Below are 13,092 nucleotides of genomic sequence, written 5' to 3'. Positions count from 1 at the left end.
GCCCCGGTTCACGCCTCGCCGCGGCGCAGGGCGATGAGTCGGTCGAGGACGGCCGCGTCCGCCGACAGCCCGTTGTGCGCGTACTCGCTGGTCACCCACGTCCGGATGCCCGGGATCGCCGCGGCCGTCGCCATCGACATCTCGCGGTCCACGTACATGTCGTCGTAGTAGACCGCGGCCGCCACCGGGACGGTCGTGGACGCCAGCCGCTCCGGGTCGTACAGGGCGGGCCATTCATGCGCCGCGACCAGGTCGGCGCACTCCCGCAGCGGGGCCAGCGCCGGGTCCTCCTCGAAGAAGGACGGGAGGATCGTCTCCCCCAGGAAGCGGAACGGGTCGGCCTGCGGCGCGAACTCGGGGAACTCCTCGACGACCCGGGCGGCGGCCCAGTTCGACGCCGTCCCGTTGCTGACGCACGACTCGTGGATGAGCGCGTACAGCGGCTGCGCGGCGAACGACACGAGCGCGTTCACCCCGTGCAGGAAGGTGTCGGAGAGCCGGTCGCCGCCGATGAACGCCTCTTCCAGCAGGTAGTGCAGGTTGTCGAACTGCGCGGAATGGCCCAGCCCGATCCCGATTCCCTGGAACCTGCGCGCGGTCAGCCGCTCGCCGCCCGGCAGGCGCTCGTCGGCCCGGTCCAGGTGCGCGGCGATGCGTCGCGCCACGTCCTGGTCGCCGGGGTAGCGGGCGAAGTAGCGCTCGTTGGCCGCGGCGATCCGCCGGTACGCGGCCCGGTACCAGTCGTCGGGCGTCGCCGTCAGGCTCGGCAGACCGCCGGTGATGAACGCCTCGCTCAACCCTTCCGGCGCGATCGACAGGTAGGTCACGGTGCAGAAACCGCCGAAGCTCTGTCCCAGCACGCTCCACGGACGGTCGCCGACCAGATGCCGTCGCAGCAGCTCCGCGTCCCGCACGATCGAGTCGGCGCGGAAGTGCCGCAGATGCTCGGCGGCGGCCTTCGGATCGGCCGGGAGCGTCTGCCGGTTCAGCGGGGTGCTGCGTCCGGTGCCGCGCTGGTCGAGCAGCAGCACCCGGTACTCCTTGAGCGCGCGCGCGAGCCACGCCGCGGGCATCGCGCCGGGCCGCGGCGACTTGTTCCCCGGTCCGCCCTGGAGGTAGAGCAGCCACGGCAGGTCGTCGTCCTGCCTGCCTGGCGCGACGACCTCACGCGCATAGATCCGGATCGTCGGCCCGTCCGGCTCGGCGTGGTCGAGCGGAACGTCCAGGAAGTGATCGGCGCACGCATATCCGGGCCGGACGAACGAGTTCCCCATCCCCCCACTATCCCCGACACCGACCGCCCTAGGGTGAGCCGATGAGCGGAGGCCACGCCCACTACGTCATCGTCGACCGCACGGGACACCGCGTCTGGTCCCGCGACCGCGGCGCGCGAACCCTTTAGACCGACCTCCTCGCCGGCCCGGACGCCCTTCTCGTCCCACAGGACCAGGCAACGGACACGGCCGTCCTGGAGGGCGTCCCCTGGAACGGCCTCTACGTGGACGCGCCCGCCCGCCGCGCCGACTGGTGGGCCACCGACCTCCCCCTCGATCCGCGCCGCCTCCCCGCCCTCTGGCCCGGCTGGATCCTCACCGACCACGGCGACGCCTACGAGGAGGTCGCCGCCCTTATAGGCCCGGCCCTCCTCCTGGACTTCCGCCCCCGTCGGTCTTCTCAGTGACGGCGGGCATAGTCGAGGATCCGGGGGCCTAGCAGCTCCTCTATGGCGTCGAGCAGGCCGAGGAGGGCTTCCGCCGTCCGCTCCGGATCCTCGCGGGCGTCGGTGCGCTTGCCGACCTCGGTCAGGACGTGCGCGTGCAGCCAGCCGATCTGGCCGGCGACCAGGGCGGGGACGGGGTCGCCGGGGGCGGCGCCGGTCTCGGCGGCCAGCAGGTCGGTGAGGGACGCGGTCATCCGCACGGCGATCTCGTCGAGGCGGGCGACGAGGGTGGGGGCGGCGCGCATCATCGCGTAGAAGCCGGCGAAGCCGGAGGTGAGGCCGAGTGACGGGTCGCGGCGGCCGACCTCCTCGCGGAGGCGGCGCAGGACGGCGCCCGCCGCGGACTCGCCGGGGTCGCGTTCCCGGACGATCCCGGCGAGCCGGTCGCCGTGGTGCAGCGGGAGGACGAGGTCCTCCTTGGTGTCGAAGTAGTTGTAGACGGTGTTGACCGAGACGTCCGCTGCGGCGGCGACCTCGGCGATCGTCACGTGGTCGAAGCCGCGCTCGACGAACAGCGCGACGGCCGCGTCCGCGATCCGCCGCCGCGTCTCCCGCTTCTTGCGCTCCCGGAGTCCCTCCGCCATGGCGAACACTGTAGCGGCCATCAAATTTGGAGTCGATTGCAAATTTGGAGTTCGTTGTGGTTTCATCGGCGGCATGTCCACGACCGTCATCAGCGCTCGCGGCCTGGCCAGGACGTTCGAGCTGAAGTCCGGGCCGGTGCACGCGGTGCGCGGCATAGACCTGTCCGTCGCGGCGGGCGAGATCCTGGGGTTCCTCGGGCCGAACGGCGCGGGGAAGACGACCACGCTGCGGATGCTCACGACGCTGCTGCCGCCGTCCGGCGGTGCGGCCGAGGTGGCGGGCTGCGATCTGCGGCGTGATCCCGCCGGGGTGCGGCGGGCGATCGGGTACGTCGCGCAGGCGGGCGGGCTCGATCCGGCGTGCTCGGTGCGGGAGGAGCTGGTCACGCAGGGGCGGCTGCACCGGCTGGGCCGCGCCGAGTCCCGGGAGCGGGCGGAGCGGCTCGCCGGGGAACTGGCGCTCGTCGAGCTGATGGAGCGGCCGACCGGTGCGCTGTCGGGTGGGCAGCGGCGGCGGCTGGAGATCGCGCTCGGGCTCGTCAACCGGCCCGCGGTGCTGTTCCTGGACGAGCCGACGACCGGCCTGGACCCCGGCAGCCGCGCCGAGCTGTGGGACCTCGTCCGCCGGATCCGCGACGAGCAGGGCACGACCGTCTTCCTCACCACCCACTACCTCGACGAGGCCGACGCGCTCGCCGACCGCATCGTCGTCGTGGACGCGGGGACGGTCGCCGCCGAGGGCTCCCCCGCCGACCTCAAGGCCCGCTACGCGGGCGACCCCGCCGCCCCGCTGCAGGACGCGTTCCTCGCCATCACGGGCCACGGCGCCCGGGACGAGCACGCGCCCGTCGCCATCTGATCCGGAGGATCCTCATGCGCGAACTCCTCGCCGACACCGGCGTCATCTTCGGCCGCTGCATGCGGGCGACGACGCGGTCCAAGACGAACCTGTTCTTCGGCATGCTGCAGCCGCTGCTCTTCCTCGCCCTGTTCGGGCCGCTGCTCACCCGGCTGAGCCTGGGCGTGGACGGCTCGTCCTGGCAGGCGTTCGTGCCGGGCGTGATCGTCCAGCTGGCGATCCTCGGCGGGTCCTACGTCGGGCTCGGCATCATCGTGGAGCGCGGCCAGGGGGTCATCGACCGGATGCGGGTGACGCCGGTCCGGCCGGCGGCGCTGCTGCTCGGCCGGACGCTGCGGGACGTGGTGCAGCTCGCGGTCCAGGCGGCGCTGCTGGTGCTGCTCGGGCTGGCGTTCGGGCTGCGGGCGCCGGTCGCGGGCGTGCTGGCCGGGTTCGTGTTCGTCGCGGTGCTGTCGGCCGCGCTGTCGGCGCTGTCGTACGGGCTGGCGATGAACGTGCGGACGCCGCCGGAGTTCGCCGCGATCGCGAACACCGCGGGGATGCCGCTGATGCTGCTGTCCGGGCTGCTGCTGCCGATGACGCTGGCGCCGGGCTGGCTGGACGGCGCGTCCCGGTTCGTCCCGTTCCGGTACACGGTGGACGCCGTCCGGCAGGCGTACCTCGGCCACTACACCAGCGGGACGTTCGCGATCGGCGCCGCCGTGACGGCCGTGTTCGCGGCGGTGTCGCTGACGGGCGGGGCGTGGTTGTTCCGGCGGGGCGGCTGAGCGTCAGAGGGCGGCTGAGCGTCAGAGGGCGGCGAGGAGGTCCGCGATGAAGCCGGAGGTGCGCGCGGGCGGCTCGGCCTGCACGCCCAGCCGGTTCAGCGCGTCCCGGTACCGGGTGACGTCGGACGCCCGGTCCGGGTACAGGGCGCCGGTGAGCTGCTCCAGGTAGACGACGTCCGGCAGTTCCGGCTCGGCGAAGCGGAGCAGGGTCACCGGGCCGCTCTCGGCGGCGTGCCCGCCGGCGGCGAACGGCAGCACCTGGACGGTGACGTTCGGCAGCCGCGAGATCTCGATCAGGTGCCGCAGCTGCCCGCGCATCACCTCGGGGCCGCCGACGACGCGGCGCAGCGCGGCCTCGTCCAGCACGGCCCACAGCCGCACCGGCTCGGGCCGCTCCAGCACGAGGCGGCGGCGCATCCGCAGCTCGACGCGGCGGTCGATCTCCTCGGCGCCCGCGCCGGGGTGCCGCGCGGCGATCAGCGCGCGGGCGTAGTCCGCGGTCTGCAGCAGGTCCGGAACGCTCTGCACCTCGAACACGCGGACCAGCACCGCGCCCTGCTCAAGGCCGAGATACGGCTCGAACCAGCTCGGCACCACGTCGGCGTACGGCTGCCACCAGCCCGGCCTGTTCGCCTGCTCGGCCAGCTCCAGCAGCGCCTCGCGGCGGACCGGGTCGTCCACGCCGTAGAGGGTGAGCAGGTCGGCGACGTCGCGCTCCTTGAACCCGACGCGGCCGAGCTCCAGCCGGCTGATCTTGGAGTGCGAGCCGCGGATCTCGTACCCGGCGGCCTCGGTGGAGATCTCGGCGGCCTCGCGCAGCCGGCGTAGCTGCGCGCCGACGACCATCCGCAGCACGGTCGGCCCGGACGCGGCCGCGCCGGACGCGCCGGTCTCCACCGGTCCGGGGGGCGCGTCCGGACCGGGTCTCGGGTCTCCCACGGGACGCCTCCTCCGGCGCACGGCGACGTGCCTTCGGCAGAGAAGCTACCCGTCCGCGGGCCCGTTGCCCAATGCACCGAGACGAACCGTTTAGTGGGATTCTCAGGCGATTCATCCGGCGTCTCGCGGCCGTAACGGCGCTGACCTGGCAGGATACGAGCCGGAAAGAAAATCCCGAAAAAAGTCGCGGCGGATGTCGATCGGGCCCGCCCCCGCTCGACGCGTCAGTGAGGGCCGGGAGGGACCCGGCGCTCGGGACGGACGGAGACACCGATGCGCTTCATGATGATGACCACGGACGACGGCGACCAGCAGACCCCGCCGGACGAGGCGATGATGGCGGAGATGGGCGCGTTCATCGCGGAGATGTCCGCGGCCGGCGTGCTGCTGGCGACCGGCGGCCTGGAGCCCGGCGGCACCCGCATCAAGGCGTCCGGCGGCAAGGTCACCCTCACCGACGGCCCGTTCGCCGAGGCCAAGGAGGCCGTCGTCGGCTTCGCGCTGGTCGAGGTGCGGAGCCGGGAGGAGGCGATCGAGCTGTCCAAGCGCTTCTTCCAGATCGTCGGCGACGGCGAGGGCACCATCCAGCAGGTGTTCGGCCCGGACGACGCCCCCGGCGCGTGATCCCGGCCCGCCGGAACGGCCGGTGACCTGCGGGGCGGCGGCGTCCGGGTTGCGCGGCGGGCGGCGCGGGTGCTGTCATCGGCACCGTGACGCCTTCCGCCGCCCCGGACGCCCCCGGCGCCCCTGATCCGGCCGCCTCCGCCGCGGGCCGGGCACCCGGCGTGCACGCGAGCATCGACGCGGTCTGGCGGCTGGAGTCCGCCCGCATCATCGCCGGCCTCGCCCGGCTGGTCCGCGACGTCGGCCTCGCCGAGGAGCTCGCGCAGGACGCGCTGGTCGCCGCGCTCGAACAGTGGCCGGAGTCCGGCGTCCCCGACAACCCGGGCGCCTGGCTCATGGCCGTCGGCAAGCGCCGCGCCATCGACCGGATCCGCCGGCAGCAGCGCCTGGAGACCAAGCTCGAGGAGATCGGGCACGGCCTGGAGCCCGAGGCGTCGGACGCGCCGCCCGAGTTCGACCTCGCCGTCGACGACGAGCACATCGAGGACGACGTCCTGCGGCTCGTCTTCACCGCCTGCCACCCGGTGCTGTCCACGCAGGCCAGGGTCGCGCTGACGCTGCGGATGCTCGGCGGCCTCACCACCGAGGAGATCGCCCGCGCGTTCCTCACCTCCGAGCCGACCGTCGCGCAGCGGATCGTCCGGGCCAAGCGGACGCTGTCGGAGGCCGGCGTCCCGTTCGAGGTGCCGGAGGGCCCCGACCGGACCGCCCGGCTGTCGTCGGTCCTGGAGGTCGTCTACCTGATCTTCAACGAGGGGTACGCGGCCACCGGCGGCGACGACTGGGTCCGCACCGACCTGTGCCAGGAGGCGCTGCGCCTCGGCCGGATCCTCGCCCACCTCGCGCCCGGCGAACCGGAGGTGCACGGGCTCGTCGCGCTGATGGAGATCCAGGCGTCCCGCACCCGCGCCCGTACCGGGCCGTCCGGCGAGCCCGTCCCGCTGCACGAGCAGGACCGCGGCCGCTGGGACCGGCTGCTCGTCCACCGCGGGTTCGCCGCGCTGCTGCGCGCCCGCGAGATCGGCGAACCGCCCGGCCCCTACGTCCTGCAGGCCGCGATCGCCGCCTCGCACGCGCAGGCCGCCACCGCCGGGGACACCGACTGGGCGCAGATCGCCGCGCTGTACGGACACCTCGCGCAGGTCGCACCGTCCCCGGTCGTCGAGCTGAACCGGGCCGTCGCCGTCGGGATGGCGGACGGCCCCGAGGCGGGCCTGCGGCTCGTCGACGCCCTCGCCGGCGAGCCGTCCCTGCGCGGCTACCACCTGCTGCCGTCCGTCCGCGGCGACCTGCTCGCCCGGCTCGGCCGGAACGCCGAGGCGGGCGAGGAGTTCGAGCGCGCCGCGGGGCTCACCCGCAACGCGCCCGAACGCCGCGTCCTGCTCGACCGGGCCGCCGCCCTGCGCGGCGCTCAGTAGTCCCGGACGGTGAACGCGTTGACGATCTCGCCGAAGTCCTGGAAGTCGACGAGCTCGGTCTCCTTGCCCATCTCCGCGTCGCGCTGGGCGTCCACCCGCGCCTTGTTCGTCAGCGCCAGCTCCTGGTTCGCCGCGACGTACCCGCGCAGCTCCCGCTCGTAGCCCGCGAACGCCTCGCGGTGGTCGCCGCCCGCCTTCTTCAGCTCGCCCGCGAGGACGTACGCGCCGACGATCGCCATGCTGGTGCCCTGCCCCGACAGCGGCGACCCGCAGTACCCGGCGTCGCCGAGCAGCACGACCCGGCCCTTCGACCAGGAGTCCATCTTGATCTGCGCCATCGAGTCGAAGTGGAAGTCCGGCGCGTCCCACATCGTCTCCAGCAGCCGCGGCAGCTCCCAGCCGCCGCCCGCCAGCGCGTCCGCGAGGATCTTCTTCTGCGCGGCGGAGTCGCGGTAGTCGTAGGCGAGCGGCTCCGCGGCCTCGAAGCCCAGGTAGACGCGGACCTCCTCGTTGTCGCGGACGCTCATCACGCCGCCGCCCCACGCGCTGCCCGGCATCTGGTGGAAGACCTGCCAGCGGTCCAGGCCGAGGAAGTTCGGGGCGGTCCACACGCCGAGGTAGGTGCCGAGGTGCGAGATGAACCGCTCCTCCGGCCCGAACACGAGCCGCCGCGTGTTGGAGTGCGCGCCGTCCGCGCCGACGACCAGGTCGAACGTCCGGACGGTGCCGCTGCGGAAGGTGACCCGCACGCCGTCGCCGTCCTCTTCCAGCGCGGCGATCGAGTCGCCGAACAGGTACTCGACGCCGTCGCCGGCCGCGTCGGCGATGATGCGCGACAGGTCGTCGCGAAGGATCTCGATGTCGGGGCTGTCGAAGTCGCCCGCGGTGATGGTGCGCTCCTCGCTGCGGTACAGCTCGTTGCCCTCGGTGTCGACCATCGACATCCCGCGCATCTGGACGCGCTGCTCGCGGATCCGCTCCAGCACGCCCATCCGCTCGGCGACCTCCAGCGCGGGGCCGCGCACGTCGATCGCCTGCCCGCCGGCCCGCAGCCCGTCGGTGACCTCGACGATCGTGACCTCGAACCCGTAGCGCTCCAGCCAGTAGGCGAGGGCGGGGCCGGCGACGCTGGCGCCGGAGATGAGGACCTTGGTGTTCTTCATGAGTGACTCCCCTGCCGGGGCGGGAGGTGTTTCCCGCGACACTCAGGAGAGTGGCCTCGCCCGCTGACCGTGCCCGCACGGTTCGCTGACGGGCCGGTCACGGCGCGGCCGGTGCGGTGTGCGGTGCGGCCCGGTCAGCGGGTCACGGGCTCGTGCAGGCGGCGTGCGCGGCGTCGATCTGCTCGCGGGCGACCTGCAGCAGGGCGACGCGCTTCTCCTCCAGCGTCCCGTCTATGGACGCCACCGCGAAGGTGCCGAAGTAGACGGTGAAGAGGGCGCTGACGGAGCGGATCTGGTCGAGAACGCTCGCCTCCGGGTCGGTCATCAGGGCGGCGAGGTCGCGCATGCGGTTGCGGAAGGTCTCCGGCGACGTCCGGCCGCGCAGCGCCGCCTGGTTCTCCTGCAGGAACTGGAACACGGGGGCGCCCTTCTCCAGCGCCTCGTTCAGCCGGCGCAGCAGCTCGCGCCGGGTGTCCAGGGTGGGCGGCTGCGCGCGCCCCCAGGCGATCAGCTCGTCGACCGGTTCGCCGATGCTGCCCACCAGGGCGTCGAGGATGTCCTCCTTGGTGCGGAAGTGGTAGTAGAGCGCGGCCTTGGTCACGTCGAGCCGCTCGGCGATCTCGCGGAGCGAGGTCTGGTCGTAGCCGTGTTCGAGGAAGAGCTCCAGCGCGACGTCCAGGATGCGCTCCCTGGTGTCCTTGCGACGCGTCTGCGGCTTGCCCACGGTGTGCCTCTCCTCCGGCCGTCCTGCCTGGTCTCCACCGTATCGCGGCAACTTACTTGACGCCCGGCTAGTTAGCACGGCTAGTGACCGGACCCGGCCTGACACGGCACCGCGCACCCCGGGAACGCGCCATCTGCCAGGAGCGTCCGGCCGGGATGGTACTGATGAAGGATGCGGGCGCCGCGCCCGCCGAGAGGAGCCCCCCTTGATCGCGCTTCCGGAAGTCCAGGCCGCCGCCGGACGCGTCGCCGGCCGCGTCCGCGAGACGCCGCTGCTCGCGGTGGATCCCGGCCCCCTCGCCCCCGCCGGGCGGATGTGGCTGAAGCTGGAGCAGGCCCAGCACACCGGGTCGTTCAAGGCGCGCGGCGCGTTCAACCACATCCTCGCCGCGCGGGCCGCCGGGCGGCTCCCCGCCGCGGGCGTCGTCGCGGCGTCCGGCGGCAACGCGGGCCTCGCGTTCGCCTACGCCGCCACCGAGGTGGGCGTGCCCGCCGAGGTGTTCGTCCCCGAGACCGCCCCCGCGGTGAAGGTCGAGCGGCTGCGCGCGCTCGGCGCTGCCGTCGTCCAGGTCGGCACCCGCTACGCCGAGGCGCAGGAGGCCGCCGCCAAGCGCGCCGCCGACACCGGCGCCCTGCCCTGCCACGCCTATGACCAGCCCGAGGTCTGCGCGGGCCAGGGCACCCTCGGCCTGGAGATCCTGGAGCAGACCGGCGGCGAGGTCGACACCGTCCTGCTCGCGGTCGGCGGCGGCGGCCTGATGGCGGGCGTCGCCGCCGCCCTCGAAGGCCGCGCCCGGGTCGTCGGCGTCGAACCGGAGGGCATCCCGACCCTCGAACGCGCGCTGGCCGCCGGCCGCCCGGTCGACGTCCCGGTCTCCGGCGTCGCCGCCGACTCCCTCGGCGCGACCCGCCTCGGTGACATCGCCTACGCCGTCGCCGCCCGGACCGGGGTCGTCCCGGCGCTGGTCTCCGACGAGGCGATCATCGAGGCGCGGCGGTTCGCGTGGGAGGAGTACCGGCAGGTCGTCGAGCACGGCACCGCCGCCGCCCTCGCGGCCCTCCGCACCGGCGCGTACCGTCCCGCGCCCGGCGAGCGCGTCGTCGTCGTGCTGTGCGGCGCCAACACCGACCCGTCCGACCTCGTCACCTGAACCGGCCGGCCGGCGGTCCGGTCAGGCGCCGATGTAGGCGCCGCCGTTGAGATGGACGACCTGGCCGGTGAGGTGGCCGGCGCCCGGCGAGGCGAGGAACGACGCGAGCGCCGCCGCGTCCTCGGGGGTTCCGGCGCGCTTGGTGGCGGTCTGCCCGACCAGCATGGCGCGCCGCTCGTCGGTCAGCTGGTCGCCGAAGAACTCGGTGTCCTCGATGAGGCCGGGCGCGATCACGTTCGCGGTGATGCCGCGCTCCCCCAGCCGGACGGCCAGCTCGGCGTTCCAGACCCGCATCCCGGCCTTCGCCGCCCCGTACGACCCGCCGCCGCGCCCGCCGGCGATGGAGCCGATGCTGATCACGCGGCCGTCGCGGGCGAGCCGCGGCTCCAGCGCGGTCGTGACCAGGACGGCGCCGACCAGGTTGGTCTCCAGGTTGGCTAGCCAGGCGGCCCGGACGGCGGCGAGGCCGTCCGGCGCGGGACGTCCGGTGTCGGTGTTGCCGCCGGCGTTGTTGACCAGCACGTCCACGGTCGCGGGCAGGTCGGGGAGGGCGGCCTCGATCCGGTCCGGGTCGGTCACGTCGAGGACGACCGGCCGGACGCGGGGGCCGAGCGCGGCGGCGGTCTCGGCGAGCACCTCCGCCCGTCGGCCGGTGATCACCACGTCCAGGCCGTCCGCGGCGAGGGCCGCCGCGATGGCCCGGCCGATGCCGGTCCCGCCGCCGGTCACCACTGCGTTGCGCGTCATGGGAGCCTCCGTTGTTTAGGTCTAAACTTCGTCCTAAGCTAGGCGCCGTGGAGGACGAACGCAAACAGCCGGACCCGGTCGACGCGATCGCCGAGGCGTGGGCGCGCGAGCGCCCGGGCACGCCGGTCGCGTCCATCGGGATCATCACGCGGATCTGGCGGGCGGCGAAGCTGCTCGGCGACGAGCGGCGCCGCACGCTGGCCCGGCTCGGCATCGACATGGCGACGCTCGACCTGCTGTCCACGCTGCGGCGGCACGGGGCGCCGTACGCGATGACGCCCGCCGAGCTGCGCGCGGCGTCCATGCTGACGGCCGGGGCGATCACGCAGCGGGTGACCCGGGCCGAGCAGGCGGGGCTGGTGGAGACCGAGCGCGGGCCGCGGGGCCGGACGTCGTCGGTGCGGCTGAGCGCCTCGGGGCACCGGCTGATCGAGGACAGCGTCGGCGAGCTGCTCGCCTATGAGGACTCGCTCCTCGGCCACCTCGACGCCGGCGAGCGCGGGCGGCTCACCGAGCTGCTGCGCCACCTCCTGGACGGGCTCGCCGAGCGGCTCGACGCCGACGGCAAGCCCGGCCAGGTGGGCGACGGATGAGGGTCAGCCGAGCAGGTCCGCGAGGGTCTCGCGGCGGGACGGGTGGCGCAGCTTGTGCATGCCCTTGGACTCGATCTGCCGGATGCGCTCGCGCGTCACCCCGTAGACCTTACCGACCTCCTCGAGCGTCTTCGGCTCGCCCCCCGCGAGCCCGAAGCGCATCGAGATGACACCGGCCTCGCGCTCGGTGAGCGTCTCCAGCACGGCGTCGAGCTTGCCGCGCAGCATCGAGGACGCGACGACGTCCGCCGGGTCGCCGCCGTCCGGGTCCTCGATGACGTCGCCGAGCTCGCCGTCGCCGTCCTCGCCGAGCGGGGTCTGCAGGGACAGCGGCTCGCGGGCCTGGCGGCGCAGCCACTCGACCTTCTCCGGCGTGACGTCCAGCTCGACGGCCAGCTCCTGCGAGGTGGGCTCGCGGCCGAGGTCCTGCATCATCCGGCGGCGGAGCCGGGTCATCCGGTTGAGCACCTCGACCACGTGCACGGGGATGCGGATCGTGCGGGACTGGTCGGCGAGCGCCCGGCTGATCGCCTGCTTGATCCACCAGACGGCGTAGGTGGAGAACTTCAGGCCGCGCCGGTACTCGAACTTCTCCACGGCGCGGATCAGCCCGAGGTTGCCCTCCTGGACGAGGTCGTTGAGCGGCAGGCCGTGGCCCATGTAGCGCTTGGCCAGCGACACGACCAGGCGCAGGTTGGCCTCGACCATGTGCTCCTTCGCGCGGCGCCCGTCGGCGGCGATCCAGGCCAGGTCGTCGCGGTCCTGCGGGGACAGGGCGGCGCCGAGGGTCTCCAGGCGTTCGCGCGCGAACAGCCCGGCCTCGATGCGCTTGGCCAGCTCCACCTCCTGCTCGGCGGTGAGCAGCGGGGTCCGGCCGATGCGGGAGAGGTAGTCCTTCATCGGGTCGACGAGGTCGCGGGTCGTGGACGCGCCGCGCAAGGAGGCGCCCCGGGCGGAGCCGGCGCGCGCGGACGCGGCGCGGGCGGGCTCGGAGGTCGCGGCGCGGGGGGTGCTGGCGTTCAGGGCGGTGTCCTTTGCTCGTCCGGCCGGGAGGGAACGGGTCACCCGGACTCGGTACCCGGCAGCCCGGCGACATAAACTTAGGTCGGACCTAGAACTGTGTCAACTATAAATTTAGGTCGACCTATGAGAGGATGGGCCGCATGGGTTTGCGGGAGCTGAAGAAACAGCAGACGCGGCAGGCCATCTCGCACCAGGCGACGCGCCTGTTCCTGCGGCACGGCTTCGACCGCGTGACCATCGCCGACGTCGCCGCCGCGGCGCAGGTCGCGAAGATGACGGTCACCAACTACTTCCCGCGCAAGGAGGACCTGGCCCTCGACCTGCACGAGGAGTTCGTCGCGCAGCCCGCGCGCACGGTCGCCGCGCGCGCGCCGGGCGAGTCCGCGCTGGCCGCGCTGCGCCGCGCGTTCCTTGAGGCCGTCGACCGGCAGGACGCGGTCATCGGCTTCTCCGGCCCGGACTTCGCACGCATGATCAGCGAGAGCCCGGCGCTCGTCGCACGGCTCCGCGAGTTCCACGAGGAGCGCGAGCACGCGCTCGCCGCCGTCCTCGCCGGGGAGAGCGGCACGAGCCCGGACGACGTCGTCGTCCGCGTCGCCGTGGCCCAGCTGATCGGCGCGCACCGCGTCCTGTTCGAGGAGACGCTGCGCCGCACCATCGCCGGTGAGGACCGCGACGAGATCGCCGCGGCCCTCGCCGCCTCCGCCAAGGACGCCTTCGACCTCCTCGAACCGTCCCTGGGCTCGTACGCCGTCCGCCCAGGGCCCTGAACCGAACAGCG

15 protein-coding genes are annotated in these 13,092 nt (G+C 73.8%); 8 read left to right on the top strand and 7 right to left on the bottom strand.

Annotated features, from left to right (window positions below):
• Nucleotides 1-8: 8 nt before the first annotated feature.
• Nucleotides 9-1,274, bottom strand: coding sequence for an alpha/beta fold hydrolase (locus J4709_RS43310; RefSeq protein WP_208250907.1), 1,266 nt, complete (start codon nucleotides 1,272-1,274; stop codon nucleotides 9-11).
• 224 nt (nucleotides 1,275-1,498) lie between these two features.
• Between J4709_RS43310 and J4709_RS43305 the strand changes: the two genes are divergently transcribed.
• Nucleotides 1,499-1,681, top strand: a complete 183-nt coding sequence (locus J4709_RS43305; RefSeq protein ID WP_208250906.1) for a hypothetical protein — start codon at nucleotides 1,499-1,501, stop codon at nucleotides 1,679-1,681.
• On the opposite strand, the gene J4709_RS43300 is transcribed toward J4709_RS43305, so the two are convergent.
• Complete coding sequence (locus J4709_RS43300; protein ID WP_208250905.1) at nucleotides 1,675-2,304, bottom strand: TetR/AcrR family transcriptional regulator; 630 nt, start codon at nucleotides 2,302-2,304, stop codon at nucleotides 1,675-1,677. The two genes, J4709_RS43305 and J4709_RS43300, sit on opposite strands and share 7 nt — an antisense overlap.
• 73 nt (nucleotides 2,305-2,377) lie before the next feature.
• Between J4709_RS43300 and J4709_RS43295 the strand changes: the two genes are divergently transcribed.
• On the top strand, nucleotides 2,378-3,163 hold the full coding sequence (locus tag J4709_RS43295) for an ABC transporter ATP-binding protein (RefSeq protein ID WP_208250904.1): 786 nt from the start codon (nucleotides 2,378-2,380) through the stop codon (nucleotides 3,161-3,163).
• A 14-nt stretch (nucleotides 3,164-3,177) separates the two neighbouring features.
• Nucleotides 3,178-3,930: an ABC transporter permease gene (locus tag J4709_RS43290; RefSeq protein WP_208250903.1), complete on the top strand. Its 753-nt coding sequence runs from the start codon at nucleotides 3,178-3,180 to the stop codon at nucleotides 3,928-3,930.
• 21 nt (nucleotides 3,931-3,951) lie between these two features.
• Here the strand turns inward: J4709_RS43290 and J4709_RS43285 are convergent, their stop codons facing one another.
• Nucleotides 3,952-4,869 (bottom strand): Sco1979 family transcriptional regulator, encoded by a 918-nt coding sequence (locus J4709_RS43285; RefSeq protein ID WP_307802051.1) that lies wholly within the window; start codon nucleotides 4,867-4,869, stop codon nucleotides 3,952-3,954.
• A gap of 273 nt (nucleotides 4,870-5,142) precedes the next feature.
• Here J4709_RS43285 and J4709_RS43280 point away from each other — a divergent pair, with 273 nt between their 5' ends.
• Nucleotides 5,143-5,493 (top strand): YciI family protein, encoded by a 351-nt coding sequence (locus J4709_RS43280; RefSeq protein ID WP_208250902.1) that lies wholly within the window; start codon nucleotides 5,143-5,145, stop codon nucleotides 5,491-5,493.
• A gap of 173 nt (nucleotides 5,494-5,666) precedes the next feature.
• Nucleotides 5,667-6,911 carry an RNA polymerase sigma factor gene (locus J4709_RS43275; RefSeq protein ID WP_208251053.1) on the top strand — a complete coding sequence of 415 codons (1,245 nt, stop codon included), beginning with the start codon at nucleotides 5,667-5,669 and terminating at the stop codon, nucleotides 6,909-6,911.
• Here J4709_RS43275 and J4709_RS43270 read toward each other — a convergent pair.
• On the bottom strand, nucleotides 6,905-8,074 hold the full coding sequence (locus J4709_RS43270; protein ID WP_208250901.1) for an FAD-dependent monooxygenase: 1,170 nt from the start codon (nucleotides 8,072-8,074) through the stop codon (nucleotides 6,905-6,907). The two genes, J4709_RS43275 and J4709_RS43270, sit on opposite strands and share 7 nt — an antisense overlap.
• A gap of 142 nt (nucleotides 8,075-8,216) precedes the next feature.
• Nucleotides 8,217-8,798 carry a TetR/AcrR family transcriptional regulator gene (locus J4709_RS43265; protein WP_208250900.1) on the bottom strand — a complete coding sequence of 194 codons (582 nt, stop codon included), beginning with the start codon at nucleotides 8,796-8,798 and terminating at the stop codon, nucleotides 8,217-8,219.
• A 205-nt stretch (nucleotides 8,799-9,003) separates the two neighbouring features.
• Here J4709_RS43265 and J4709_RS43260 point away from each other — a divergent pair, with 205 nt between their 5' ends.
• Nucleotides 9,004-9,948 carry a threonine/serine dehydratase gene (locus J4709_RS43260; RefSeq protein WP_232384932.1) on the top strand — a complete coding sequence of 315 codons (945 nt, stop codon included), beginning with the start codon at nucleotides 9,004-9,006 and terminating at the stop codon, nucleotides 9,946-9,948.
• A 21-nt stretch (nucleotides 9,949-9,969) separates the two neighbouring features.
• Here the strand turns inward: J4709_RS43260 and J4709_RS43255 are convergent, their stop codons facing one another.
• Nucleotides 9,970-10,695 (bottom strand): SDR family oxidoreductase, encoded by a 726-nt coding sequence (locus J4709_RS43255; RefSeq protein ID WP_208250898.1) that lies wholly within the window; start codon nucleotides 10,693-10,695, stop codon nucleotides 9,970-9,972.
• A gap of 47 nt (nucleotides 10,696-10,742) precedes the next feature.
• On the opposite strand from J4709_RS43255, the gene J4709_RS43250 reads away from it, so the two are divergent.
• Nucleotides 10,743-11,288 (top strand): MarR family winged helix-turn-helix transcriptional regulator, encoded by a 546-nt coding sequence (locus J4709_RS43250; protein ID WP_208250897.1) that lies wholly within the window; start codon nucleotides 10,743-10,745, stop codon nucleotides 11,286-11,288.
• A gap of 3 nt (nucleotides 11,289-11,291) precedes the next feature.
• Here the strand turns inward: J4709_RS43250 and J4709_RS43245 are convergent, their stop codons facing one another.
• Nucleotides 11,292-12,353: an RNA polymerase sigma factor gene (locus J4709_RS43245; RefSeq protein ID WP_372442233.1), complete on the bottom strand. Its 1,062-nt coding sequence runs from the start codon at nucleotides 12,351-12,353 to the stop codon at nucleotides 11,292-11,294.
• A 98-nt stretch (nucleotides 12,354-12,451) separates the two neighbouring features.
• Here J4709_RS43245 and J4709_RS43240 point away from each other — a divergent pair, with 98 nt between their 5' ends.
• On the top strand, nucleotides 12,452-13,081 hold the full coding sequence (locus tag J4709_RS43240; RefSeq protein ID WP_232384931.1) for a TetR/AcrR family transcriptional regulator: 630 nt from the start codon (nucleotides 12,452-12,454) through the stop codon (nucleotides 13,079-13,081).
• The last annotated feature ends 11 nt before the right edge of the window (nucleotides 13,082-13,092 follow it).

Origin of the sequence: Actinomadura violacea, from assembly GCF_017573465.1 — a bacterium.
Lineage (GTDB): Bacteria > Actinomycetota > Actinomycetes > Streptosporangiales > Streptosporangiaceae > Spirillospora > Spirillospora violacea.
Note: the sequence above shows the minus strand (reverse complement) of the source record. Positions and strands in the feature narration are given on the sequence as shown.

What these genes read in the sequence shown, in the direction of transcription:
- J4709_RS43240 (WP_232384931.1), top strand. Translation starts at nt 12,452, where the DNA reads ATGGGTTTGCGGGAGCTGAAGAAACAGCAGACGCGGCAGGCCATCTCG.
- J4709_RS43280 (WP_208250902.1), top strand. Translation starts at nt 5,143, where the DNA reads ATGCGCTTCATGATGATGACCACGGACGACGGCGACCAGCAGACCCCG.
- J4709_RS43270 (WP_208250901.1), bottom strand. Translation starts at nt 8,074, where the DNA reads ATGAAGAACACCAAGGTCCTCATCTCCGGCGCCAGCGTCGCCGGCCCC.
- J4709_RS43300 (WP_208250905.1), bottom strand. Translation starts at nt 2,304, where the DNA reads ATGGCGGAGGGACTCCGGGAGCGCAAGAAGCGGGAGACGCGGCGGCGG.
- J4709_RS43310 (WP_208250907.1), bottom strand. Translation starts at nt 1,274, where the DNA reads ATGGGGAACTCGTTCGTCCGGCCCGGATATGCGTGCGCCGATCACTTC.
- J4709_RS43295 (WP_208250904.1), top strand. Translation starts at nt 2,378, where the DNA reads ATGTCCACGACCGTCATCAGCGCTCGCGGCCTGGCCAGGACGTTCGAG.
- J4709_RS43290 (WP_208250903.1), top strand. Translation starts at nt 3,178, where the DNA reads ATGCGCGAACTCCTCGCCGACACCGGCGTCATCTTCGGCCGCTGCATG.
- J4709_RS43255 (WP_208250898.1), bottom strand. Translation starts at nt 10,695, where the DNA reads ATGACGCGCAACGCAGTGGTGACCGGCGGCGGGACCGGCATCGGCCGG.